The 23556-nt window shown below is 48.0% G+C and carries 26 protein-coding genes and 1 pseudogene; all 27 read left to right on the forward strand.

Annotated elements, in window-relative coordinates; all coding sequences use genetic code 11:
* The first annotated feature begins 289 nt into the window (after positions 1-289).
* The 27 genes and pseudogenes from yycF to ACERC8_RS07785 all read left to right on the forward strand — a co-directional run bounded on the left by yycF (position 290) and on the right by ACERC8_RS07785 (position 23453).
* The gene (gene yycF, locus ACERC8_RS07655) at positions 290-1000 is read left to right on the forward strand and encodes a response regulator YycF (RefSeq protein WP_373659301.1); all 711 of its coding nucleotides are present in this window, start codon (positions 290-292) and stop codon (positions 998-1000) included.
* The gene (gene vicK / locus ACERC8_RS07660; protein WP_373659302.1) at positions 993-2342 is read left to right on the forward strand and encodes a cell wall metabolism sensor histidine kinase VicK; all 1350 of its coding nucleotides are present in this window, start codon (positions 993-995) and stop codon (positions 2340-2342) included. Before yycF ends, vicK begins: the two co-directional genes overlap by 8 nt.
* A 5-nt stretch (positions 2343-2347) precedes the next feature.
* A complete protein-coding gene (locus tag ACERC8_RS07665) occupies positions 2348-3148 on the forward strand; it encodes an MBL fold metallo-hydrolase (protein WP_373659303.1) in 801 nt (266 codons plus the stop codon).
* Between the two features lie 54 nt (positions 3149-3202).
* Positions 3203-3340: a hypothetical protein gene (locus ACERC8_RS07670; RefSeq protein WP_373659304.1), complete on the forward strand. Its 138-nt coding sequence runs from the start codon at positions 3203-3205 to the stop codon at positions 3338-3340.
* A gap of 109 nt (positions 3341-3449) precedes the next feature.
* Positions 3450-4364: an LPXTG cell wall anchor domain-containing protein gene (locus ACERC8_RS07675; RefSeq protein ID WP_373659305.1), complete on the forward strand. Its 915-nt coding sequence runs from the start codon at positions 3450-3452 to the stop codon at positions 4362-4364.
* Positions 4365-4609: 245 nt separating this feature from the next.
* Positions 4610-5317, forward strand: a complete 708-nt coding sequence (locus ACERC8_RS07680) for a DUF6261 family protein (RefSeq protein WP_373659306.1) — start codon at positions 4610-4612, stop codon at positions 5315-5317.
* A 177-nt stretch (positions 5318-5494) separates the two neighbouring features.
* On the forward strand, positions 5495-6187 hold the full coding sequence (gene rnc / locus ACERC8_RS07685; protein ID WP_373659308.1) for a ribonuclease III: 693 nt from the start codon (positions 5495-5497) through the stop codon (positions 6185-6187).
* Between the two features lies 1 nt (position 6188).
* Positions 6189-9728 carry a chromosome segregation protein SMC gene (gene smc / locus ACERC8_RS07690; protein WP_373659309.1) on the forward strand — a complete coding sequence of 1180 codons (3540 nt, stop codon included), beginning with the start codon at positions 6189-6191 and terminating at the stop codon, positions 9726-9728.
* Positions 9729-9737: 9 nt separating this feature from the next.
* Positions 9738-10298, forward strand: coding sequence for a DapH/DapD/GlmU-related protein (locus tag ACERC8_RS07695; protein ID WP_373659310.1), 561 nt, complete (start codon positions 9738-9740; stop codon positions 10296-10298).
* A 3-nt stretch (positions 10299-10301) separates the two neighbouring features.
* A complete protein-coding gene (locus ACERC8_RS07700) occupies positions 10302-11141 on the forward strand; it encodes a thymidylate synthase (RefSeq protein WP_373659311.1) in 840 nt (279 codons plus the stop codon).
* A 350-nt stretch (positions 11142-11491) separates the two neighbouring features.
* Complete coding sequence (locus ACERC8_RS07705) at positions 11492-12001, forward strand: dihydrofolate reductase (RefSeq protein ID WP_373659312.1); 510 nt, start codon at positions 11492-11494, stop codon at positions 11999-12001.
* 3 nt (positions 12002-12004) lie between these two features.
* Positions 12005-12178: a hypothetical protein gene (locus ACERC8_RS07710; RefSeq protein WP_018367348.1), complete on the forward strand. Its 174-nt coding sequence runs from the start codon at positions 12005-12007 to the stop codon at positions 12176-12178.
* A 15-nt stretch (positions 12179-12193) separates the two neighbouring features.
* Positions 12194-13420: an ATP-dependent Clp protease ATP-binding subunit ClpX gene (gene clpX / locus ACERC8_RS07715; RefSeq protein ID WP_373659313.1), complete on the forward strand. Its 1227-nt coding sequence runs from the start codon at positions 12194-12196 to the stop codon at positions 13418-13420.
* 10 nt (positions 13421-13430) lie between these two features.
* Complete coding sequence (gene yihA / locus ACERC8_RS07720) at positions 13431-14027, forward strand: ribosome biogenesis GTP-binding protein YihA/YsxC (RefSeq protein ID WP_373659314.1); 597 nt, start codon at positions 13431-13433, stop codon at positions 14025-14027.
* Between the two features lie 64 nt (positions 14028-14091).
* Positions 14092-14301 (forward strand): hypothetical protein, encoded by a 210-nt coding sequence (locus ACERC8_RS07725; RefSeq protein WP_373659315.1) that lies wholly within the window; start codon positions 14092-14094, stop codon positions 14299-14301.
* A gap of 155 nt (positions 14302-14456) precedes the next feature.
* The gene (locus ACERC8_RS07730; RefSeq protein WP_373659316.1) at positions 14457-14897 is read left to right on the forward strand and encodes a VOC family protein; all 441 of its coding nucleotides are present in this window, start codon (positions 14457-14459) and stop codon (positions 14895-14897) included.
* Positions 14898-14906: 9 nt separating this feature from the next.
* A complete protein-coding gene (locus tag ACERC8_RS07735; RefSeq protein ID WP_373659317.1) occupies positions 14907-15299 on the forward strand; it encodes a VOC family protein in 393 nt (130 codons plus the stop codon).
* A gap of 238 nt (positions 15300-15537) precedes the next feature.
* Complete coding sequence (locus ACERC8_RS07740; protein WP_018367342.1) at positions 15538-15768, forward strand: YkuJ family protein; 231 nt, start codon at positions 15538-15540, stop codon at positions 15766-15768.
* Between the two features lie 218 nt (positions 15769-15986).
* Positions 15987-16682, forward strand: coding sequence for a phosphoglycerate mutase (locus ACERC8_RS07745; RefSeq protein WP_018367341.1), 696 nt, complete (start codon positions 15987-15989; stop codon positions 16680-16682).
* Between the two features lie 199 nt (positions 16683-16881).
* Complete coding sequence (locus ACERC8_RS07750) at positions 16882-17703, forward strand: lipoate--protein ligase family protein (protein ID WP_373659318.1); 822 nt, start codon at positions 16882-16884, stop codon at positions 17701-17703.
* Positions 17700-18893, forward strand: coding sequence for an NADH-dependent flavin oxidoreductase (locus ACERC8_RS07755; protein ID WP_373659319.1), 1194 nt, complete (start codon positions 17700-17702; stop codon positions 18891-18893). Before ACERC8_RS07750 ends, ACERC8_RS07755 begins: the two co-directional genes overlap by 4 nt.
* Before the next feature lie 2 nt (positions 18894-18895).
* The gene (locus ACERC8_RS07760) at positions 18896-19873 is read left to right on the forward strand and encodes an MsnO8 family LLM class oxidoreductase (protein ID WP_373659320.1); all 978 of its coding nucleotides are present in this window, start codon (positions 18896-18898) and stop codon (positions 19871-19873) included.
* A 15-nt stretch (positions 19874-19888) separates the two neighbouring features.
* Positions 19889-20221 carry a glycine cleavage system protein H gene (locus ACERC8_RS07765; protein ID WP_373659321.1) on the forward strand — a complete coding sequence of 111 codons (333 nt, stop codon included), beginning with the start codon at positions 19889-19891 and terminating at the stop codon, positions 20219-20221.
* Position 20222: 1 nt separating this feature from the next.
* Positions 20223-21002, forward strand: a complete 780-nt coding sequence (locus ACERC8_RS07770; protein ID WP_373659325.1) for a protein-ADP-ribose hydrolase — start codon at positions 20223-20225, stop codon at positions 21000-21002.
* 98 nt (positions 21003-21100) lie between these two features.
* A complete protein-coding gene (locus tag ACERC8_RS07775) occupies positions 21101-21976 on the forward strand; it encodes a deacetylase SIR2 (protein ID WP_373659322.1) in 876 nt (291 codons plus the stop codon).
* 45 nt (positions 21977-22021) lie between these two features.
* A complete protein-coding gene (locus tag ACERC8_RS07780; RefSeq protein WP_373659324.1) occupies positions 22022-23041 on the forward strand; it encodes a lipoate--protein ligase in 1020 nt (339 codons plus the stop codon).
* Between the two features lie 6 nt (positions 23042-23047).
* Positions 23048-23453 (forward strand): annotated as a pseudogene (locus ACERC8_RS07785) (GNAT family N-acetyltransferase).
* Positions 23454-23556: the final 103 nt, after the last annotated feature.

A 23556-nucleotide genomic window follows, 5' to 3' on the forward strand; every position in this document is an offset into this window, starting at 1 on the left:
ACTTTTTTTCTACACTCAAAAGGCTCTATAATCTCCATGGTGGATTTACCCACTACAGAAATTATAGAGCCGCTTTTGATGTATTGTAGAACCAAGTCATGGACGACAGACTTTGCTTTAGAACAGCAACAGTGAGGTGTGCCTCTCTAAAAAGTTAGACGTTTGGACTTTATTTTTCATTTAAGATTGAGGGACTATACTAGGTACGACTTAACGTTTCCCATCTGTTGGAATTTTTGATATAATCAAAATAGCGTTAAACTGTTAATGAGAGAAACGAGGATACCGCATGAAAAAAATACTGATTGTAGATGATGAACGCCCGATTTCAGATATTATCAAATTTAACTTGACCAAGGAAGGATATGAGACAGTCACTGCTTACGACGGACGGACAGCTGTGACCTTATTTGAAGAGGAGAAACCTGATTTAGTCATTTTAGACCTGATGTTGCCAGAACTTGATGGTCTCGAAGTGGCCAAGGCCATTCGGAAAACCAGCCATCTCCCGATTATCATGCTCTCAGCGAAAGATAGCGAGTTTGATAAGGTCATCGGTTTGGAAATCGGAGCAGATGATTATGTGACCAAGCCCTTTTCCAATCGAGAATTGTTAGCTAGGGTCAAGGCCCATTTACGCCGTTCTGAAACCATCGGAGCTGCGGTGACTGAAGAAACGGTTGTTGGTGGTCGTAAAACAATTGTTGTTGGTGACTTGGAAATCGTTCCAGATGCCTTTGTGGCGAAAAAACATGGTCAAGAGTTGGATTTAACCCACCGGGAATTTGAACTCCTGCACCACTTGGCTAACCATGCTGGTCAAGTCATGACTCGTGAGCATTTGCTTGAAACGGTCTGGGGCTATGATTATTTTGGTGATGTACGTACAGTTGATGTGACCATTCGTCGCTTGCGCGAAAAGATTGAAGATCAGCCAAGCCGACCAGAATATATTTTAACCAGACGTGGTGTTGGATACTACATGAAATCTTATGACTGATGTGATTGAAAACCTGAATCTATTTGAATTTACCCTACTTGCCTTGTTGGGGCTGGTCGCTCTTTATTTCTTTTATTTGGCCATGCGAGAGTACCATGAAGCGCAGCTCATCAAAAAAATAAACAAAAAAGTTGATTCCCTAATCAAGGGAAATTACGCAGATGTGCTTGATGTCAAGAGTAAGTCAGGTCTAGGGGAGTTGGCTACGCAGCTCAACGACCTGTCAGATGTTCTGCATGCCAACCATGAGAATTTGTCGCAGGAAAAAAACCGCCTATCCTCTATTTTGTCCTACATGACAGATGGGGTTTTGGCGACCAATCGTTCCGGACAAATCATCATGATTAACCAGATGGCTCAACGTCACCTCAATCTGAGTAAAGAAGCAGCGCTGAAGATGAATATTGTTGACCTGTTTGACCATGATCAGCGCTATACCTACCATGATTTGGTGTCAAAGACCCCAACAGTGACCATTCGCCGTCGTAACGAATTTGGTGAATTTATCGCTCTGTGGCTGCGTTTTGCCCTCAACCGTAGAGAGTCAGGCTTTATCTCAGGGCTTGTTGTGGTGATTCATGACACGACTGACCAAGACCGAGAGGAGCGTGAACGCCGTCTCTTTGTGTCTAATGTTAGCCATGAGTTGAGAACCCCTTTGACTTCGGTCAAGTCCTATCTGGAGGCCCTCGATGAAGGCGCTCTTCGTGAGGAGGTGGCACCAGACTTTATCAAGGTATCGTTAAATGAGACCAATCGCATGATGCGGATGATTTCTGATTTGCTCGCCTTGTCACGTATTGACAATCAGGCCACGGCGCTGGATGTCGAGATGATTAACTTTACAGCCTTTATGACCTCTATTTTGAACCGATTTGATTTGATAAAAAATCAGCAAACCAACAGCGGTAAATTTTATGAACTGGTGCGGGATTATCCCATCAATTCAATTTGGATAGAGATTGATACAGACAAGATGACACAGGTGATCGAAAACATCTTGAACAACGCCATCAAGTACTCGCCTGATGGTGGTAAAATCACGGTGTCTATGAAGACAACAGACAGTCAATTGATTGTCTCGATTTCTGATGAAGGGTTAGGGATTCCTAAGAAAGATTTGCCCTTAATTTTTGACCGGTTTTACCGTGTAGACCGCGCCAGAAGCCGTGAGCAAGGTGGCACAGGTTTGGGCTTGTCCATTGCCAAGGAAATCATCAAGCTCCATGATGGCTTTATCTGGGCGAAAAGTGATTATGGGAAAGGGTCGACATTTACCATTGTCTTGCCGTATGAAAAGGATCCGACTGTTTTGGATCTGGATGATTGGGAGGAGGATTGACCTTTTTGGAACAAGGATTTAAGTATAGTATTTTAGCATCTGGGTCAACAGGGAACTCCTTCTATTTGGAGACGCCAAAGAAACGTTTTTTGGTTGATGCAGGCCTGTCAGGGAAAAAAATTGTGAGCCTTTTGGCGGAAATTGACCGCAGACCAGAAGACTTAGATGCCATTTTTGTCACTCATGAGCACAAGGATCATATCTACGGGGTCGGTGTACTGGCTAGGAAATATGGGTTGGATGTCTATGCCAATGCGAAGACCTGGTCAGCGATGGAAGGAGCCCTTGGCAAAATTGATTTAGAGCACAAGCATATTTTTGCGGAAAATACGGTGATGACCTTTGGGGATTTGGACATCGAAAGTTTTGGTGTCAGTCATGATGCGATCTCACCACAGTTTTACCGCTTCATGAAAGACGACAAAAGCTTTGTCATGCTGACGGACACGGGCTATGTGTCTGACCGCATGGCAGGCATTATCGAAAACGCAGATGCCTACCTCATCGAGTCTAACCACGACATCAATATCCTGCGTGCGGGCTCTTATCCTTGGAGCACCAAGCAGCGCATCCTCTCGGATAAGGGACATCTCTCCAACGAAGATGGAGCTGCTGCTATGATTCGGACGTTGGGCAACCGCACCAAGCGTATCCACCTCGGGCACCTGAGCAAGGAAAATAACATCAAGGAACTGGCCAATTTGACCATGACGACCAGCCTCCAGCAGGCGGACATCGCCGCAGGCACAGGGGTCAAGATTTATGATACCTCGCCAGACAGCGCTAGCCCCCTGATGAAACTCTAATCAAAACAGCCTTCGGGCTGTTTTTTTGAGGGCAATCGCCGAGCAGGGAGAGGAATGTCACTTGAGCGCCTCACAACAATCAGATTAGTTGCCGCCTTCGGCGGCTATTTTTATCAAAAACAGTGCCTGATGACAAAGACCATACTGCTGAACAGCCTGACCAAGGCAGGTTTTTATGTTACAATTTCTTAACAAATGAGCAAAAACCTTGACAAAATGCCTATATACTACTATATAGGGCTTGACCTTTCAGGCCAAGCCCTTCTAAAAGTAATACTTTTTAAGGAAAAGGAGGGAGTTTATGAAAAAACTTCTCAAATATGGGGTTGCGAGCTTGTCGCTGGCCACCCTGGGTGTGGTCACCACAGCGACGGATGTGCCTTTTATTGGGGCAACTATTGTCAATGCCGACGAGGCGAACACAAGTATTATTTCCGTAAGCTATTTCGGTCGCGATCCGCAGGATGACAATTTTTTTGCAGAGTTGGGGGGTAAGAGTTATTTTGATGTTCCTAACGGTCAACCATACCGAGTGGAGTTTCCTGACTTTCCGGGTTACACTTTTGATCGTTGGATTCCAGCAAGTGAGCTAGATACAGCCCTTAATGGCGGAGGAAGTAACCAGTTTGCAGAGTTTACTCCTGAAGGTGGTATTCACGGTATTTTTGTTGTCTACAACAAGAAGCCTTTAGACCCAGCTCCAGCTGATCCAAAACCGACTACCCCAGCCACCCCACCGACCGATAATAGTGGTGGCACTGATGTTCAAGACCAGACCCCACCAGCCGAAAATAGCGACCAAGGTAGTGGGTCAGAATCCCAAACACCTCCATCTGACGATGAGGATAACACTTCCGTGACCTCACCAGCCACGCAAGCAGACAAAGAAGACCTGTCCGCCACCCGCAACCAACTCTTAGCTCAGGTGGACAAGTCTCGCCTGACCGATGAGCAAAAGGGTGAGTTGGCTGTCAACATCGCCTTTGCAGAGACAGCAGAGGAGCTGGACAAGCTCAAGGCAGATCTGACCAGCTTGACAGCTAATCAATCAGCCCCTGCGTCAGCAGATAAACCAGCGACAGCTGACAAACCTGCGCCATCAGCAGCCAAGACCCTGCCAACCACGGGTGAGCTGACTACAGAAGCCCTGACCGCTATGGGAGTGTCTCTAGTGCTCTTTGGCCTTGGCTTGGCTAAGGCTCGCAAAACCAAGTAAAACTATTCAAACCCGATGACCGACCGTTGTCGGGTTTGTTTCTCATCTGTCAGAAGCTCTGAAAGCGAGAAATCCGAACACTACTCTCTATCAGAAATTCTGATATTGCTAATAACGAATGATTGAAGCCGTCAGATGTTCTGACGAGGCAAATTCCTCTGGCGCCAGCTGCTCAGACCTTCTGACGGCTGGTCGCTCAAGAACCTGAGCCTGTCAGAACTTCTGACCGTACAGAAAGGACTGTTATGACGAAAAAACTCGTTTCCCTCAATCACGCCAACCTCCGCCACGCGGAAGCTAGTCAGTTTCAGACCCGATTTCTCGATGACTTGGACAAGTCAGGCATTGACCTGTCGACAGATGAGCTGGTCACTCGCTTGGTGGCTGACCTGCGCACCCAGCTCCGCCCCTTTACCCGCTCTCTGGAGCAGGTGCGAGCCAGTAGTAAGTCCGCCGACATCGCTAAGGTCGATGAACAGCGTGACCGTGATTTTCAAGCCCTCAAGGACAGCCTGCGCCCCTATCGCAGCAGTCGTGACGAGGCGGAGAAAGCTGCCTACACTAGCCTCAGACAACTGCTTGACCAGTACAAGCTGACCGCTAAGACCAACTACGAAGCCCAGACTGTCCTGTTGACCACCCTCTTGGTGAAATTGGCTGGCGCCCCCTACCAAGACCAGCTGACCATCCTTGGCATTGACCGCTTTGTCACCAAGCTGAGTGCTAGCCAGACGGCTTTTGAAGCTGCCTTTTCCGCCCGTTCTCAGGAGGGCTTGACCAAGACCGTCAGCGATGTTAAGCAGCTGCGGAAAAGGGCCTTTGCGCCTTACCAAGACTTGGCAGACTACACAGCTGTCCTAGTACGGGTCAAGGGAGACCAGTTCTATCTGGCTGTGCTAGCTGTCCTCAACAACAGCCGTGCTTACTACGCCGACCTCTTAGCTAGACGATAACCCGTCTTGGTCAGTCAGATAGCAGTTGAGATGCAAGGTTCTGTTCCAAGTTCCATGGCTTAGGGTGCAGGTCTTGACCTGCTCTTGTCCAACATGTTAATCAGATTAGCTTAACTCGCTCATTTGAGCGAGTTTTGTGCTATAATAAGAGAAACCGTTTGAAGAGAAAGGAATCTTATGACCATATTAGTTGATCACTTGCAAGCTGTTTTTGGTATTGCCTTTTCCGACCAGAGTTTGCTTGACACGGCCTTTACCCATACGAGTTATGCGAACGAACACCGCCTCCTAAAAGTTCCACACAATGAGCGCTTGGAATTTTTAGGAGACGCGGTTCTGCAACTCATCATCTCTCAGTACCTTTATCAGAAATACCCTAAAAAGCCAGAAGGGGATTTGTCTAAGTTGCGTTCAGCCATTGTCCGTGAAGAAAGCCTGGCTGATTTTTCCAGACGTTGCGGGTTTGACCGCTTTATCAAGCTCGGTAAGGGTGAGGAAAAAACTGGAGGTCGCCAGAGGGCTGCCATTTTAGCTGACCTCTTTGAGGCTTTCTTAGGCGCTCTGCTATTGGACAAAGGCATCAGCTGTGTTGAAGACTTTTTGCAAGAAGTGGTCATCACGCAGGTGGAGCAGGGGAATTACGCCCAAGTGTCAGACTATAAGACCGCCCTTCAGGAGTTTCTCCAGAGCGATGGCGATGTGACCATCAGTTATCAGGTGGTCAATGAGACAGGACCTGCTCACGCTAAGGTCTTTGGGGTCGCCGTTTTTGTGGACGGCACCTGTATCGGCATGGGTGAAGGCAAGTCTAAAAAAATAGCAGAGCAGGCAGCTGCCAAGATTGCCCTCGACCAGTTACAGCGAGGTTAAGATGTTTTTAAAAGAGATAGAAATGCAGGGCTTCAAGTCCTTCGCAGATAAGACCAAGGTAACCTTTGACCAAGGGGTTACAGCGGTCGTGGGACCAAATGGCTCTGGAAAATCAAATATCACAGAGAGCCTGCGCTGGGCACTGGGGGAATCCTCTGCCAAGAGCTTGCGGGGGGGCAAGATGCCTGATGTCATCTTTGCAGGGACGCAGGATCGTAAGGCGCAAAATTATGCGGCTGTCAAGGTTACTCTGGATAATAGTGACGGCTTTATCGCCTCAGCTGGTAAAAGTATTCAGGTGGAGCGCCATATCTACCGCAACGGCGATAGTGATTACCTGATTGATGGGAAAAAGGTTCGGCTCAAGGATATTCATGACCTCTTTATGGATACAGGTCTGGGGCGGGATTCCTTTTCCATCATCTCGCAAGGGCGTGTTGAGGCCATTTTCAACAGCAAACCAGAGGAGCGCCGCGCCATCTTTGAAGAAGCGGCAGGTATCCTCAAGTACAAGACCAGAAAAAAAGAAACCCAGACCAAGCTCAATCAAACTCAGGACAATTTGGACCGTCTGGAAGACATCATCTACGAGCTGAACAGTCAGATAAAGCCCTTGGAAAAGCAAGCCAAGACAGCTAAGCTCTTCCAAGGCTTGGAACAAGAGCGTTCTGGCTTGCAACTGGATATTTTGGTGGCGGATATCGGGCTAGAAAAAGATAGGGAAGCCCGTCTTAGCCAGAAAATCGAAGAAGCCCAGTCAGCCTTGGCAGACTACCATGAGCAACGCCGACAATTTGAAGTCGATAACCAAGCTCTAAAAACCAAACGGCAAGCTCTGGCTCAGGAAGTGTCCGAGACCCAGGCGACGATTTTGGGCTTGACACGATTAGCTGCCGATCTCAAGGGGCAGCTTGAACGCTACCAACTGGAGCGTGACCAGTCCAATCGGACAAAAGAAGAAACCAGTCAACAACTGGTTCAGCTCAAGTTGAAAATCCAAGAGACAGACCATGAGCTGCTGACCAGTAAGGAACACTTTGGGCAACTGACCCACCAATTAACACAAATCAATCAGGAACTTGTGGATTTGGACAAGGGGCTGGCACGACTTACCCAGACACCTGATCAGGTCTTAGAGGAGTTGCGTGAAGACTATGTTCAGTTGATGCAAACAGAAGCTGACCTGTCCAATAAACTGACGCTGCTGGAGGCGGAGTTGGAGCAGGAGAGCCAGATGTTGGAGAGCCAGCGTGCTGAAAACGAGCAGGTGACCAAAGATTTGGCAGAGGTCAAAGCGAGTGCCCAAGCTGCCTTAGCTGGCTATCAAGCCAGTCAACAAAAAGTAGCAGAACTCCTGACGGCCTACCAAGAGCTGACCGAGCAACTCACCAGCCAACAAGACCGCTACAGCAGGGAGCAGACTAAATTGTTTGATCTGCTAGATGCCATAAAAACCAGAGAAGCTAAAAAGTCTAGTCTAGAAGCTATTCAGAAAAATCACAGCAATTTCTACGCTGGGGTACGGGCAGTCTTGCAAGCAGGGGAACGCCTTGATGGTATTATCGGTGCGGTCAGTCAGTCCTTGACCTTTGATAGCCATTACCAGTTAGCCATGGAGATTGCTTTGGGAGGTGCCAGCCAGCACATCATCGTTCGCGATGAAGCGGCAGCCAAGCAAGGCATTGCCTACCTCAAACAACACCGCCAAGGTCGGGCAACCTTTCTGCCCTTAACCACCATCAAACCTCGCCAGCTTGCTCAACACCAACTGGATAAGCTCAAGGCTAGCTCAGGTTATCTAGGTCTTGCTAGCGATTTGGTGCGTTTTGATGCGACCCACAGCCATATCTTTCATAACCTGCTGGGGGTGACTGCTATCTTTGAGACTACTGAGCAGGCTACATTGGCAGCTCGTCATCTACATTATCAGGTGCGCTTGGTTACTTTGGACGGGACAGAGTTGCGACCAGGTGGCTCCTTTTCGGGAGGTGCCAATCGCCAGCAGTCCACGACCTTTATTCAGCCAGAACTTGATATGCTTTTGGGCGAAATAGCAGAGCTGAAAACAGCCATGTTGGAGCAGGAACAATTGGTCGGTGGCATTCGACAAACCATCGACCAACTAGAGGAGGAGCAGAGCCTGCTAAAAGAAGAAGGCGAGTTCGCTCGCTTGACAGAGCAAAGGGACAGATTGGCCTATGACCAATTATCTGAGCGCCTAGCTGACCTCAATAGAATCCAGGATACCTTGCTCGCTCGATCAAGCGGGGAACTAAATCCTGACCTCTTAACCAACCGTCAGCACTTGCAAGACCAGTTGGCTAATCTTCAGACGAAGAAAGCCAATTTGACGGCTGATATTGAGCAATTGCGGCAAGATAAGGACAGCCTCAATCAACAACTGGACAAGCAACGTCACCAATTAGCTCAGAGCCAGATTCGTCAGCGCGAACTCCAGTCGGAATGCCGATTTGAAGAGAGTACGATAGAGCGTCTGACCAAGGAATTAGCTGAATTAACAGCAGAGCAAGAGCGTCTGGAAACGTTCCTCAACAGCGAGCAACTACAGTTGACTCCTGAGACGATTGAGCACTTAACCCAGCAAAGCCAAGCGGTACAAGACCGCCAAAAAGAAGAGGAAAGCAAGTTGATTCGCCTGAATTTTGAGTTGGAGGATTGCGAAGCGAGTTTGGAGGATTTGGCGGAGCACCTAGGCAAGGTCAGTCAGAGAAACGATGGCTTGATTCGTCAACAAGCGACCTTGGAGATTCAGTTCGAACAGGTTCAAGAGCGATTGCAGTCTTTTGCGAGACGCTTATCAGAAGACTACCGTCTGTCCTTTACGGAGGCGCTTGAAAAAGCTAGACCGTTAGAGCAGCTTGAACAGTCTAAGAAGCAGTTGAAAGACTTGAACAAGCAGATTAAAGATCTAGGTCCCATTAACCTTGAGGCCATTACCCAATTTGACGAGGTCAATGAGCGCTTGACCTTCTTATCAGGTCAACGTGACGATCTCTTAGGTGCGAAAAACATGCTTCAAGCGACCATTGATGATATGGACGGTGAGGTCAAGGCGCGCTTTAAGACCACTTTTGAAGCCATCAGAGAGAGTTTCAAGACCACCTTTACCCAGATGTTTGGCGGCGGTTCAGCAGATTTGCTCTTGACCGAGCCTGATATTTTGACGGCAGGTGTGGAGATTTCCGTCCAACCTCCTGGTAAGAAAATCCAATCACTCAACCTCATGTCAGGTGGGGAGAAAGCCCTCTCGGCGCTCGCTCTGCTATTTGCCATCATCCGCGTCAAAACCATCCCCTTTGTCATCTTGGACGAGGTGGAGGCGGCGCTCGATGAGGCTAATGTCAAGCGCTTTGGTGACTACCTCAACCGCTTTGACAAGTCCAGCCAGTTTATCGTCGTCACCCACCGCAAGGGGACCATGGCAGCGGCGGACAGCATCTACGGTGTGACCATGCAGGAGTCAGGCGTGTCCAAAATCGTGTCTGTCAAGCTCAAGGAAGCTCAGGAAATGGTAAAATAGGAGAACGATATGGAAGAAGACATCAAACCATCAACAGTTATCAGCGTTAATGGCCCAGCCTTTAAGGCTATTCATGACCGCGTTGCAGCCAACCAGCCTTACTTTGCTGTCTTGCAAGATGCGAGCAGTAGTAGACAAGAGGTGGAAGAGGCTTTTGCCGCCATGACAGGACAAGCACTAGACGAGAGTGTGAGCATCAATTTTCCCCTTTACACAGATTACGGTGCCAATATTCGCCTTGGTAAGTCTGTTTTTATCAATACTGGCGTGATGTTGACCGATTTAGGGGGGATTCAGATTGATGACCATGTTCTGATTGCACCTTTTGCCAAATTGCTATCTGTCAACCACCCGACTAACCCTAAGGAAAGACGGGGACTGATCTTGCAACCTGTTCATCTCAAGGAAAATGCTTGGATTGGAGCAGGGGCAACCATTTTACCAGGAGTGACAGTTGGTAAAAATGCGATTGTCAGTGCTGGGGCTGTGGTGACCAAAGACGTTCCAGACAATGTCATCGTTGCAGGTGTTCCGGCTTGCGTGATAAAAGAGATTGAAGAGATAGACTAACACATGACCAAAGCAGACCACATTTTCAAAGACAATATCAATAAAATCATGAACGAAGGGGTCTTTAGCCAGCAGGCTAGACCCAAGTACAAGGACGGCACAACAGCGAACTCCAAGTACATCACAGGTTCCTTTGCCGAGTACGATTTGAGTAAGGGTGAGTTTCCCATCACGACCCTGCGCCCTATTGCTATTAAGTCGGCGATCAAGGAGATTTTCTGGATTTACCAAGACCAGACCAGCGACCTCGATGTTCTGAGAAACAAGTACGGAGTGACCTACTGGAACGACTGGGAGATTGGGGAAACAGGCACTATCGGCGAGCGCTATGGGGCTATCGTGAAAAAACATGACATCATCAGAAAATTGCTCAAGCAGTTAGCTGACAACCCTTGGAATCGTCGTAATGTTATTTCTCTCTGGGATTATGAGGCCTTCGAGCGCAGCGAGGGGCTCTTGCCCTGTGCTTTTCAGACCATGTTTGATGTGCGGCAGGTGGGTGATGACATTTACCTCGATGCGACCCTGACCCAGCGCTCTAACGACATGCTGGTGGCTCACCACATCAATGCTATGCAGTATGTGGCTCTTCAGATGATGATTGCCAAGCGTTTTGGCTGGAAAGTCGGTAAATTTTTCTATTTTATCAACAATCTCCACATTTACGACAACCAGTTTGAACAGGCTGAGGAACTGCTCCGCCGTGAGCCGACAGCTTGTCAGCCACAGCTGGTGCTCAATGTCCCTGACGGCACAGACTTCTTTGCCATCAAGCCAGAGGACTTTGAATTGGTAGACTACGACCCTGTCCTGCCTCAGTTAAAATTTGATTTAGCGATTTAAGCCAGATAAAAACAAGTTATAATCTCTAGAACTATCTAGACGGTTTCCATGAAAATGGCACAGCTATTGTCATTTAGGACTTGTGACGGTTTCATTGCTCAAGCAAAGATGGCTGTTTTGCCTTGGCTTTGGCGACAGCTAGATATGCAGTTGTCAGATCTTACAGCAAAACAGCAACGCTGACCATGATAACTAGCTGATTAAGCCGGTCGGTCAGTGTCTCATCTGGGATGAGGCCGACTGAACATCAGTCTTTGTGATAGAGGCGAGGGTGCTCGAAAAGTTTTTTTCGAGCATTTTTTTGCTAAATTTGATAAAATAGTAGAACTGAGACTGTGGAAAGGAGAGGTATGACTAAGAAAATCATCGCCATTTGGGCACAGGATGAAGCAGGTCTTATCGGACGTGACAACCGTTTGCCATGGCATTTGCCTAGAGAGTTGCAGCATTTTAAGGAAACGACCATGCACCAAGCGCTGGTGATGGGGCGTGTGACCTTTGACGGCATGAACCGGCGTCTTCTACCTGGTCGTGAGACCCTGATTCTCAGCCGTCAACCTGATCAGATCGACACTACTGGCATGACCGTCTTATCAAGCCCTGAGGCCGTTCTTGACTGGTTCAACCAACAGGACAAGAACCTCTATGTCGTCGGTGGCGCTAGCATCTATCAGGCTTTTGCGCCTTATTACGACCAACTGGTGGTGACGCGGGTTGCTGGAGAGTTTGCGGGCGATACTCATTTTCCACCGTTTGATTGGTCGGCCTATCGGCCAATAGCAGAGCAGACTTTTGTAGCTGATGAACAGAACAGTCATGCCTTTACCGTCACCACTTATGAACGGATTAAGGAGGATTAGCGCATGCAACGTAGCATTTTTGGCGTCTTTACTGCCTTTCTCTGTGGGATTTGCATTTTAGCAGCCATTCCAGCCCTACAGAAAAAACGCTATGGCTTGGGTATTTTTTTCCTACTTAACGCCTTCACTAATATTGTGGTGACTATTCATGCCTTTTACGGCACCTTATTCAAATAAAAACTCGAGGATATTATGGCAAATCGTAAAAGTGATATTTTAGTCCACTGTTCTTTCTGTGGTAAAAATCAGGAAGAAGTCCGAAAAATCATCGCCGGAAAAGGCGTCTTTATCTGTAACGAATGTGTGGCGCTCTCGCAAGAAATTATTCGAGAGGAATTGTCCGAGGAGATTTTAGCAGAGTTGACCGATGTCCCTAAGCCAAAGGAATTGCTTGACATTCTCAATACTTATGTTATCGGACAGGATCGCGCCAAGCGGGCACTGGCTGTGGCGGTTTATAACCACTATAAGCGCATTAGCTTTACGGAAAGTCGTGACGATGACGATGTGGACTTGCAAAAATCAAACATTCTCATGATTGGCCCAACAGGGTCAGGCAAGACCTTCTTGGCGCAGACCTTAGCCAAGAGCCTCAACGTGCCATTTGCCATTGCAGATGCGACGGCATTGACTGAGGCAGGCTATGTGGGTGAGGATGTGGAGAATATCCTGCTCAAGCTCATCCAAGCTGCTGACTACAACGTCGAGCGTGCCGAGCGTGGGATCATCTACGTCGATGAGATTGATAAAATCGCTAAAAAATCAGAGAACGTCTCCATCACTCGTGATGTCTCTGGCGAGGGTGTCCAGCAAGCGCTTTTGAAAATCATTGAGGGGACGGTTGCCAGCGTGCCACCGCAGGGCGGTCGTAAACACCCTAACCAAGAGATGATTCAGATTAACACCAAGAACATTCTCTTCATCGTTGGCGGTGCTTTTGATGGCATCGAAGACATCGTCAAGCAACGTTTAGGTGAGAAAGTCATTGGTTTTGGTCAGAACAGCCGCAAGATTGATGAAGATGCTTCCTACATGCAGGAAATCATCGCAGATGACATTCAGAAATTTGGACTGATTCCAGAGTTTATCGGTCGTTTGCCTGTGACTGCAGCCCTTGAACAGCTGACGGTGGATGACTTGGTACGGATTCTGACAGAACCGAGAAATGCTCTGGTTAAACAATATCAGGCTCTCTTGTCCTACGATGGAGTGGATTTGGAGTTTGACGAGGATGCCTTGCAAGCCATTGCCAACAAGGCCATCGAGCGGAAAACAGGGGCTCGTGGCTTACGCTCGATCATCGAAGAGACCATGCTGGACGTTATGTTTGAAGTCCCAAGTCAGGAAGAGGTCAGTCTGGTTCGCATCACCAAAGACGCGGTGGAAGGAACAGACAGACCCATCCTAGAAACCGCTTAGGAGCTCTGCCATGTCACAAGAAACCTTAAACACGCACAAGGCCAGCCTGCTTCTGTCAGCGGCCAATAAGAGCCACTACCCACCTGACGACCTGCCAGAGATTGCCCTGGCTGGGCGGTCAAATGTGGGCAAGTCCAGTTTTATCAACACCCTGCTGGGGCGTAAAAATCTGGCTCGTACTTCCAGTAAACCCGGTAAGACCCAACTGCTTAACTTTTATAACATTGATGATAAAATCCGCTTTGTTGATGTGCCAGGCTATGGCTACGCCAAGGTCTCAAAGACTGAGCGAGCCAGATGGGGAAGGATGATTGAGGAGTACCTGACCAGTCGGGAAAACCTCTATGCAGTGGTCAGTCTGGTTGACCTGCGGCATGACCCGTCGGCGGATGATGTCCAGATGTACCAGTTTCTCAAGTACTATGAAATTCCTGTTATTGTCGTGGCGACCAAGGCAGACAAAATTCCGCGCGGCAAGTGGAACAAGCACGAAGCAGCCATCAAGAAAAAATTAGCATTTGAGCCGACAGATACCTTTATCATCTTCTCATCCGAGACCAGACAGGGCTACGATGAGGCTTGGGAGGCCATTCTAGGGCGTTTATAGTTGGTAACAGTTTTTCTTTGCTAAACGTCATTTTTGGTAAAATAAGGTTAAGGAGGGTTGTCCAATGAAAAAAGTTCTTTGCTCTCTGATAATCGGTTTCGTTAGCTTGCTCTTAGCTATACTGGTTTTTCCCCAGTCAGTTATCGCTGGACCGATGCTGATTACTGCGTCTTTGTTCTCGGTAGTCTATGCCTTGTTTAGCCTTTATCAGGTCAAACCTAAGCTAGCTGAATATGTTTTTGAAGTTATTGTTAATGCCTTGATGTGGCCATAAAGAAAAAATCGCTGATGTTAGCGATTTTTCTTTTATTTCTAAAGTTCATCAACTACTGATGGGATATCGGTATCATCATTTCAAATCTTTTGCGAGAAAGTTTAGCTTTAAATGTGTTATAATGAGCTCTAAACGATTTAAGGAGAACATTACTTTTGATTAAATCTATTGAACTTTACCTGGTGACTGACGGAAATGGCTTGGAAGCTGTTGACTTTTACAAAGATGTTTTTGATGCTGAGGTGGTAGCAGTGACGACCTTTGGTCAAGCCATTCCCGATACACCAGAAGAAAAAAGTCATTTAGTCCTCAATGCCAACCTTAATATCAATGGCATCCGTTTGCAGATTTCAGATAACAATCTCGACCACCCTTATATCCAAGGGACTAATATGACCGCCTGCATTCAGCTAGATCGTGCCGAAACAGCGACTGCGCTTTACAAAAAACTTAGCCAAGACGCCAAGGAAATTCAGCTGGAACTTCAAGAGACGCCTTGGAGCCCGGCCTATGGCATTGTGATTGATCAGTTTGGGATGACCTGGCAGATCAACACTGATATTGCAGGCTTTGAGTCACAAACTGTCCAATTTTAAGGAGGGGGCATGTTTACAGAACAGTTCTCGCTGATGCTCTATGTTGCTGATGTGACTGCCGAACAAGCTTTTTGGGAGGCGGTTGGTTTTGAGATTTTAGCGACAAGTGAGCAGATGGGCTACCAGAGCTTTGAGATGCGCTCACATGCCAAAAGTAGCACAACCATTAAGGTATACGACAAGGCCTTTATCCAACAGGTCTCGCCTGAGGTAGCGGACCATGTGCTTAGCATTCTTTTTGAGAGCGACGACATTTATGCCTTACAGGCAAAAATAGCAGAGCAGACCGACACAGCAAGCCCTGTCCAAACGGAACCCTTTCTGACCTTTAATTTTGCCAGCCCAAGTGGGCATTATTTTGCGGTTAAAGGGCGCTCATCAGATGGGTCAACTACCAACTAGGGAAAATTTAAAGAGCGTTTCGATAACGACAGCTTGTTATCCTAGTCGCTGGTTTTTCCACGATAGTCTGTTCGGAAGTTGTAAGGTCAAACCATGTATTAGTCCTTTTGGAGCTCCTTATTGTGCCCAAAAGGCTCGTCCATGAGTAAAAATGGTTCATTTTAGCGATTTTACTTTTTATTCTAGGCATTCTATGGTAAAATAGGAAAGTAACTATAAGAATGAGGAGAATACTCTGATGGAATCACATTTGGTAAGAATCATTAATCGCTTGGAGCTGATGGCGACTGATGGTGGTAACTTAAAACGTAATTTTGAACGCGACGGTGTTGTGGTGGCAGAAGTGGCTTTCAGCAACGACCCTGAAAATGGACCAACCTTCACCTTGCGTGATGTGGCGGCTCGCGAAACCTATACCTTCGACAGCATCGACCTCATTGCGATGGAAATCTACGACTTGCTGTATTAAGCAAAAATGCGACGACTGGGCAACTGGTCGTTTTTTGCTGGTTTGCCTTTAGTTGGGAGCATTGGTTTTTTGAGAATTTTTCTAGGAACATGGCAGAGCGGACAGCTTGCTCGGCTATTTTCCAAAAAAATGCAAATTTTAGTAGCATTTTTCACAAAAATCCTGTAAAATAATAAGAGTAATTGGGCTTAGACCCATTAGAAAAAAGGAGAAACACAATGGTAAAATTGGTTTTTGCTCGCCACGGTGAGTCTGAATGGAACAAGGCTAACCTTTTCACAGGCTGGGCTGATGTAGATTTGTCTGAAAAAGGAACACAACAAGCGATTGATGCTGGTAAACTGATTAAAGCAGCTGGTATCGAGTTTGACTTAGCTTTTACGTCAGTTTTGAAACGTGCGATTAAGACCACAAACTTGGCGCTTGAAGCTGCTGACCAGCTCTGGGTGCCAGTTGAAAAATCTTGGCGTCTCAACGAGCGTCACTACGGTGGCCTCACTGGTAAAAACAAGGCAGAAGCGGCTGAGCAATTTGGTGATGAGCAAGTCCACATCTGGCGCCGTTCATACGATGTTTTGCCACCAGATATGGCAAAAGACGATGAGCACTCAGCACACACAGACCGTCGTTACGCTCACCTTGATGGTTCTGTTATTCCAGATGCTGAAAACTTGAAAGTCACTCTTGAGCGTGCTCTTCCTTTCTGGGAAGACAAGATTGCGCCAGCTCTTAAAGATGGCAAGAACGTCTTCGTGGGTGCTCATGGTAACTCTATCCGTGCCCTCGTAAAACACATCAAGCAACTGTCCGATGACGAGATTATGGATGTGGAAATTCCAAACTTCCCACCACTGGTCTTTGAATTGGACGACAAGTTGAACCTTGTTAAAGAGTACTACCTTGGTGGTGAATAAGGCTTAAGGTGACTCTTATTGAGAGCAGAGGATTGCATCCTTATCCTGTCAGCCTATCAATCCTGTTGACCGTTTGGTTCATCAGGATTTTTTGATGGTTTGTTAGGAGATAATCACGGTGCAGCCGACCGATTTTAATGTTTTTTCTTCCGTGATGCGTTAGAAAATATGCTATAATATCTAAGGAGGCAAGATAAGAATGACAAATCAACTCAGCCGCTTGGGCCTTTATCCGATAGAAGTGTTTGATGAGCAGGCTAGCCCGTTTGTCTGGACGGAGGTCCTGTTAAGGGAAATCAATCGCCATCCTGACCAAGTGATTGTCCATCTCTGGCCCTTGGAGAAAACAGTTATTCTGGGGATGCTGGATCGGCAAGTACCGTACTTAACTGCTGGTCTTGAAAACATCCGCTTGGCGGGTTATCAGCCTGTGATTCGGAATTTGGGAGGACTGGCTGTTGTCGCGGATGAGGGGGTGTTGAATTTTTCCCTCTTTCTTCCCCAGTCGGCTGATGAGAAGTTGGAAATCACGTCTGCTTATCAGCTGATGAAGGAGCTGATAGAGGCCATGCTGGCTGACCAGCAGGTAACGATTGAGGCTTATGAGGTGACTGATTCTTACTGTCCTGGGAATTTTGACCTCAGTATCAACGGCAAGAAATTTGCAGGGCTAGCCCAGCGACGGATTAAAGATGGGATTGTGGTGTCCATTTACCTGAGCGTCTGTGGTGACCAAGCCAAGCGGGGGCAGTTGGTGGCAGATTTTTACCAAGCTGGTCTTGCTGGGGAGGAGACTGTTATCAGCTACCCTGAGGTTAATCCTGCTGCCATGGCTAACCTGTCTGACCTCTGTGGAGTAGCCTTTACCGTGGCAGATATGACAGATCGTCTGATGAGGGTTTTGCGACAGCTAGGGCAGTCGGTGTCTCTTTACCAACCGACACCGGCTAATTACAGCGATTTTGATTATTTTGAGACCTTAGACAGGGAAAAACAGGCTGTCACAGGAGGTCAGTCATGAGCACAGACCGCACGCTTTTTACCCCTCTGGTATTGCCCAATGGGGTTCAGTTAGCCAACCGCTTCGTTCTGTCGCCTATGGTGACCAACTCTTCATTGAAGAGCGGGGCAGTGAGTCCAGAAGACTTGGCCTATGCCAGCAGGAGAGCCCATTCGGCGCCCTTGCAAATCACGGGAGCGGCCTATGTCGATCCTTACGGACAGTTGTTTGAGTACGGTTTTAATGCAGCTGAGGACGAGATGGTCGAGGGGCTGTCCCAGCTGGCGCAAGCTATGCAGGCGGACGGGAGCAAGGCCGTTTTACAGCTGACCTATGCCGGTCGCTTTGCCAGCCATGCCTTGACTCGCTTTGGCTTTGTTTATGGTCCAAGCCCTATGAAGCTTAAAACGCCCTTTCCTCATGAGGTGCGTGAGTTAACCGAAGATCAAATTGAGGCAATTATTGAGAGCTATGTGGCAGCGACCCGTCGTACGATTCGTGCAGGGTTTGCTGGGGTGGAGATTTCTTCTGCCCAGCGCTTGCTGATTCAGACCTTCTTCTCGACTTTTAGCAACCAACGTAGGGACGCTTACGGTTGCCAGACCTTGGAGACGAGAGCCCGCTTGACTTTGGAGATTTTCAGACGGGTGCAGGCAGTGGTTGACGCAGAAGCTCCTGATGGTTTTATTCTGGGATTTCGAGCAACACCTGAGGAGACCCGTGGTGCTAGTATTGGCTACAGCATTGAGGAATTTTGCCAGTTGTTGGACTGGCTTTTGGACATAGCAGAGCTGGACTATTTGGCTATCGCGTCGTGGGGGCGTGAGGTTTATAAAAATCGAGTCCGCAGTCCTGGTCAAAATCAAGGGCGCTTGGTCACAGAGGTGATTCATGAGCGATTTGGCAATCGCTTGCCAATCATGGCGACTGGCGGAATCAATACGGCTGAAAAGGCCGAGGAAGCCTTAGCTCATGCAGATTTGGTTGGCTTATCAACACCTTTCTTGGTTGACCCAGAGTTCGCTCTAAAGATAGAAACAGGGCAAAAAGATGCGATTCAGATGTTGATTAAACCAGAGGATTTAGCGGAACTTGCCATTCCACCAGCAGCTTTCAAGGACATTGTGCCCTTGATGGACTATGGTGCAGCCATTCCTGCAGCCTCACGAGATTTGTTTAGGACGCTTGAAAGCAACTACAAGGAGAAATGACCATGAAGATTAGTGTGATTGATTATGGCATTATTGATGAGGGAAGAACACCAGAACAAGCCCTGCAAGAGACCGTTTTGCTAGCTCAACAAGCGGAGAAGTTGGGGTATCATCGGTTTTGGGTAGCCGAGCACCACAATGTGCCAGGCTTTGCCATCTCAAGTCCAGAGTTACTTTTGGCTCATTTGGCAGCCAAGACTCAGACTATAAGGCTTTCGACCGGTGGCATTATGGCCTTGCATTATAATGCTTTTAAGCTGGCGGAGACGGTGGCGACATTGACCACCTTGGCACCTCATCGTCTAGCTATCGGTTGGGGGAACTCACTTAGCACTAGTCTAGTGTCTGAGGCGCTTCAGAGCCGTTATCGCTCTGAGGAGTTTGAGCAGGTGCTGGCTGATGTGGCAGGATATCTGACCACTGCACAAGCTCCCTTTGCTAATCCTCGCTTGAGTCGTTTGCCCCAAGCTTTTACCTTAGGGATGGGCGGGGGATCAGCAGAGGTGGCGGGTCGTCAAGGGCTGGGCTATGTGCTGGGGCTCTTTCCCTACCTCTTTCAGGAGCCTTATGGACTGATTAAAGAGGCTTTTGCCCGATACCGAGAAAGCTTTAGCCCGTCAGTTTTTATGACTCAGCCTTATACCGCTTTGGCCCTCTTTGTGGTGGTGGCTGATACGGAAGCAATGGCAGAGCGACTAGCTCATGCCACTAGTGTCTGGTTGTTAGGGAAGGAAAATTTTAGTGAGTTTCGCTTCTTTCCTAGCCCAGAAACAGCTGACCGCTATGCTATTGCCCCAGAAGACAAGGAAAAAATAGCCAAGCAGCGAGAGCGACTCATTGTTGGAACGCCTGATATGGTGGTGGCACGAGTGCAGAACCTTGCTCAAGCAGGGCAGGTGGATGAGGTCGTTTTAGTACCTGTGGTATCAGGCTTTGCTAATCGAAGCCGAACCCTAGAATTATTAAAAGAATTGATTTAAAAAGGAGACAAACCAATGAGAAAATTTGCCAACTACCTCTGGGTAGACAAGACTGATGACATTTACACCATCAGCATGACGCCTGAATTGCAGGACGATTTAGGAACAGTAGGTTATGTGGAGTTTACAGAAGGGGAAACTGTTGCTAAAGACGAGGTTATCCTTAACCTAGAGGCTTCGAAGACAGTTATGGGTGTTCTATCGCCCTTGGCTGGTCGTGTAGTTGCCCGCAATCTGGCAGCGGTTGACCAACCAACCTTGCTTAATTCAGCCAAGCCCGAGGACTATTGGTTGATTAAACTAACAGATGTTGACCCAGCGGCCTTTGATGGCTTGGAAGATGCTTAATCTGACGGACCAATTAGCGCTCTTGCAGGAGATGATTGAGCTCTTGGTGACAGAAAGATCCTCAGCTCCTTCGTCCAGTCCAGCTGATGCTGGTCTCCTATCCGTCTGGCGGGGCTTGGTCAACACCCGTCCTGCCCAGCCTGTGTCAGCGACTTATCTGGCTTTGGAAGACCGTTTTTTGAGCTGGTGGAACAGCCGTTCGGTTAAGACTTTGGCAGACTGCCAGCAAGTGGCTGACCAGATTTACCTCTATGAGGGTGATGTGACGCAATTGGCGGTATCAGCTATTGTTAATCCTGCGAATAGCGAGCTTCTGGGGTGTTTTCATGCCAATCACCTCTGTCTGGACAACGCCATTCATACCTTTGCAGGGGTGCGATTGCGCCTGACCTGTGCGCGGTTAATGGCAGAGCAGGGCAGAAAGGAAGCCGTGGGGCAGGCTAAACTGACTCTAGCCTTTCATCTGCCAGCAGACCGTGTGATTCATACAGTAGGGCCATTTATTCCAGCTGGACAGGCAGTATCACCCATCAGGGCTAGTCTGCTCAGGCAGTCCTATCAGGCTTGCTTAGCTCTAGCCAAGCAGGAAGGACTGGAAACTATTGCCTTTCCCTGTATCTCGACAGGTCAATTTGGCTTTCCGAGACGAGAGGCGGCGCAGATTGCTCTTGAGACAGTGCAGATCTGGCTGGCAGAGACAGGTAGTCAGCTGACCATCGTTTTTGCCCTCTATACAGAGGAGGATAAGCAGATTTACCAAGAGTTGCTAACAGGCGAGTAGAGATGCCAGTAGCTGCGAGGATAACCTGATGTCCTATCGTGAGATGTGCTTGCCCATGATACTTTTAGTATGCCTTAAAAAATTATAAAGGAGACCCTATGACCTGGACGACCTTGTCCCAAACCAATCTCACTCAGGCTCAGCAACTTGCTGGCTTAATTGCAGAAGCTGATGCCGTTGTCGTTGGTATCGGTGCGGGCATGTCAGCAGCTGATGGCTTTACCTATATTGGCAAGCGTTTTGAGGACGCCTTTCCTGATTTCATCACTAAGTATGGTCTCTTGGACATGCTCCAAGCCAGCCTCTTTCACTTTGAGAGCTTGGAGGAGTACTGGGCCTTTCAGAGCCGTTTTGTGGTGTTGAACTATTTGGAGCAGCCAGTCGGGCAATCCTACCTTAACCTCAAAGATATCCTAGCTCTCAAACCCCACCACATTATCACAACCAATGCCGACAATGCCTTTGCAGCAGCTGACTATGACCCTGATACCGTTTTTCATATCCAAGGCGAGTATGCCCTTTGGCAGTGTAGTCGCCATTGCCATGCCCAAACCTATCGTGATGACGAAAGGATTCGGCAAATGGCAGAGCAGCAGAGCCAGATGAAGATTCCACGTGAGCTGATTCCCTACTGCCCTGTCTGCGATGCACCGATGGAAATCAACAAGCGCAATGCTGACAAGGGAATGGTGGAGGATGCTGACTTTGATGCCCAAGAAGAACGCTACAAGAACTTCTTGAAAGAGCATGAGACAGGCAAGGTAATTTATCTGGAAATTGGAGTTGGCTATACAACTCCACAATTTATCAAACAGCCCTTTCAAGAGCGGACAATGGCTAATCCAGATGCCCTCTTTGTCTCACTAAATCAGAAAAGTTACCGTATTCCGGTAGATCTTAGACCTCAAACTCTGACTCTGACGGAGGACATTGCAGAGCTCTTGGCAGCGACGGCTCAGGAGTTAGGGGTATGAGAAGAAGCTAAACAAATTAAAAAACACCGATAACAGGAGGTTTGCATGTACCTTATTGAAATGATTCGTGACGGCCAGTACGTGACCCATGGCGCCTATGCCATGGCCATGCAGGTCTATGTCCAGCAGCATATCTTCCTAGATGAAGATATTCTTTTTCCTTATTTCTGTGACCCTCACGTTCAGATTGGCAAGTACCAGAATGCTGCGGCAGAGGTCAATCAGGACTATATTGACAAACATCAGTTGCCTATCGTGCGGCGAGATACGGGGGGTGGTGCCATCTATATTGACCGTGGTGCAGTGAATTTTTGCTACCTGACCAGTGATATGAGTTTATTTGGTGACTTTAAGCGAGCTTATGAGCCTGCCATCACAGCACTTAAGAGCCTGGGTGTGTTCTTAGTGGAGCAGCGCGGTAGAAATGATCTGGTCATCGAGGGGAAAAAGGTGTCGGGCTCTGCCATGACCATCACCAATAACCGCATCTATGGCGGCTACTCTCTCCTTTTAGACGCAGACCATGAGGCTATGGCGCAGGTGCTAAACCCCAACCGCAAGAAGATGGCGTCGAAAGGCATTGCTTCTGTACGCAGTCGTGTAGGGACGATTCGGGAGTATTTGGCGGAGGAATACCAGAGGGTCACTGCTGATGAGTTTAAGGACTTGATGATTTGTCGCCTGATGGGGATTGACGAGGTCAGCCAAGCCAAACGCTATGTGTTGACGGACGAGGACTGGGCAGCCATTGACCGCTTGGTCGCTGAAAAATACCAGAACTGGGAGTGGACCTTTGGCAATTCCCCTCAATACAGCTACCAACGTGACGGTCGCTTTGCCTGTGGAACCATTGAAATTCATTTGGAAATAGAGAAAAGTCGGATTGCCAGCTGCAAGATTTACGGTGATTTTTTTGGCAAGGGAGATATTGCTGAAGTGGAAGCAGCTCTTCTGGGAACTCGGATGATTGCAGAAGAAGTTGAGGCAGTCTTGGACAAGCTGGACTTGCCAACCTATTTTGGTCAGGTCACCGCGACTGAGCTGACAGGGCTAATCTTTAGTTGAGGACTGATGATGGACTATAAAGAGCTTGACCAATTGACCGTAGAGGAAGTTCTCCCTCTCTATACTGCTGTTGGCTGGATCAACTATCAAAAATCCTGACACCTTAGCAAAAGGGTTACAACAAAGTCTCTATCTCCTTGCTGCCTATGATGGCAAACAGCTAGTTGGGCTATTGCGGGCGGTTGGTGACGGGGCAACGATTGTCTTTATTCAGGATATTTTGGTTCTGCCAGATTACCAAGGACAGGGCATTGGGCGAACCTTGATGACCAGAACCCTGGAACGGTTTTCGGGTGTTTATCAGTGCCATCTTTTGACTGACCAAACGGAGAAAACGCGTGCTTTCTACACTAGTCTTGGCTTCAAAGAAGTGAGTGAGCAGGCTTGTGCGGCCTATACTTTTGTCAATTAAAAAACCCCACCAATTGGTGGGGTTTATTGGCTCTATAATTTCTGTAGTGGGTAAATCCACCATGGAGATTATAGAGCCTTTTGAGTGTAGAAAAAAAGTTCCA

This window comes from Streptococcus sp. E29BA (assembly GCF_041807805.1).
Taxonomy (GTDB): domain Bacteria; phylum Bacillota; class Bacilli; order Lactobacillales; family Streptococcaceae; genus Streptococcus; species Streptococcus entericus.

Coding starts and splice junctions, on each gene's coding strand:
- rnc (WP_373659308.1), top strand. CDS start 5,495: ATGACCATATTAGTTGATCACTTGCAAGCTGTTTTTGGTATTGCCTTT.
- yihA (WP_373659314.1), top strand. CDS start 13,431: ATGTCACAAGAAACCTTAAACACGCACAAGGCCAGCCTGCTTCTGTCA.
- ACERC8_RS07755 (WP_373659319.1), top strand. CDS start 17,700: ATGAGCACAGACCGCACGCTTTTTACCCCTCTGGTATTGCCCAATGGG.
- ACERC8_RS07775 (WP_373659322.1), top strand. CDS start 21,101: ATGACCTGGACGACCTTGTCCCAAACCAATCTCACTCAGGCTCAGCAA.
- ACERC8_RS07710 (WP_018367348.1), top strand. CDS start 12,005: ATGCAACGTAGCATTTTTGGCGTCTTTACTGCCTTTCTCTGTGGGATT.
- ACERC8_RS07750 (WP_373659318.1), top strand. CDS start 16,882: ATGACAAATCAACTCAGCCGCTTGGGCCTTTATCCGATAGAAGTGTTT.
- smc (WP_373659309.1), top strand. CDS start 6,189: ATGTTTTTAAAAGAGATAGAAATGCAGGGCTTCAAGTCCTTCGCAGAT.
- ACERC8_RS07725 (WP_373659315.1), top strand. CDS start 14,092: ATGAAAAAAGTTCTTTGCTCTCTGATAATCGGTTTCGTTAGCTTGCTC.
- clpX (WP_373659313.1), top strand. CDS start 12,194: ATGGCAAATCGTAAAAGTGATATTTTAGTCCACTGTTCTTTCTGTGGT.
- ACERC8_RS07680 (WP_373659306.1), top strand. CDS start 4,610: ATGACGAAAAAACTCGTTTCCCTCAATCACGCCAACCTCCGCCACGCG.
- ACERC8_RS07670 (WP_373659304.1), top strand. CDS start 3,203: ATGTCACTTGAGCGCCTCACAACAATCAGATTAGTTGCCGCCTTCGGC.
- ACERC8_RS07700 (WP_373659311.1), top strand. CDS start 10,302: ATGACCAAAGCAGACCACATTTTCAAAGACAATATCAATAAAATCATG.
- yycF (WP_373659301.1), top strand. CDS start 290: ATGAAAAAAATACTGATTGTAGATGATGAACGCCCGATTTCAGATATT.
- ACERC8_RS07735 (WP_373659317.1), top strand. CDS start 14,907: ATGTTTACAGAACAGTTCTCGCTGATGCTCTATGTTGCTGATGTGACT.
- ACERC8_RS07765 (WP_373659321.1), top strand. CDS start 19,889: ATGAGAAAATTTGCCAACTACCTCTGGGTAGACAAGACTGATGACATT.
- ACERC8_RS07705 (WP_373659312.1), top strand. CDS start 11,492: ATGACTAAGAAAATCATCGCCATTTGGGCACAGGATGAAGCAGGTCTT.
- ACERC8_RS07695 (WP_373659310.1), top strand. CDS start 9,738: ATGGAAGAAGACATCAAACCATCAACAGTTATCAGCGTTAATGGCCCA.
- ACERC8_RS07740 (WP_018367342.1), top strand. CDS start 15,538: ATGGAATCACATTTGGTAAGAATCATTAATCGCTTGGAGCTGATGGCG.
- ACERC8_RS07745 (WP_018367341.1), top strand. CDS start 15,987: ATGGTAAAATTGGTTTTTGCTCGCCACGGTGAGTCTGAATGGAACAAG.
- ACERC8_RS07780 (WP_373659324.1), top strand. CDS start 22,022: ATGTACCTTATTGAAATGATTCGTGACGGCCAGTACGTGACCCATGGC.
- ACERC8_RS07760 (WP_373659320.1), top strand. CDS start 18,896: ATGAAGATTAGTGTGATTGATTATGGCATTATTGATGAGGGAAGAACA.
- ACERC8_RS07675 (WP_373659305.1), top strand. CDS start 3,450: ATGAAAAAACTTCTCAAATATGGGGTTGCGAGCTTGTCGCTGGCCACC.
- vicK (WP_373659302.1), top strand. CDS start 993: ATGACTGATGTGATTGAAAACCTGAATCTATTTGAATTTACCCTACTT.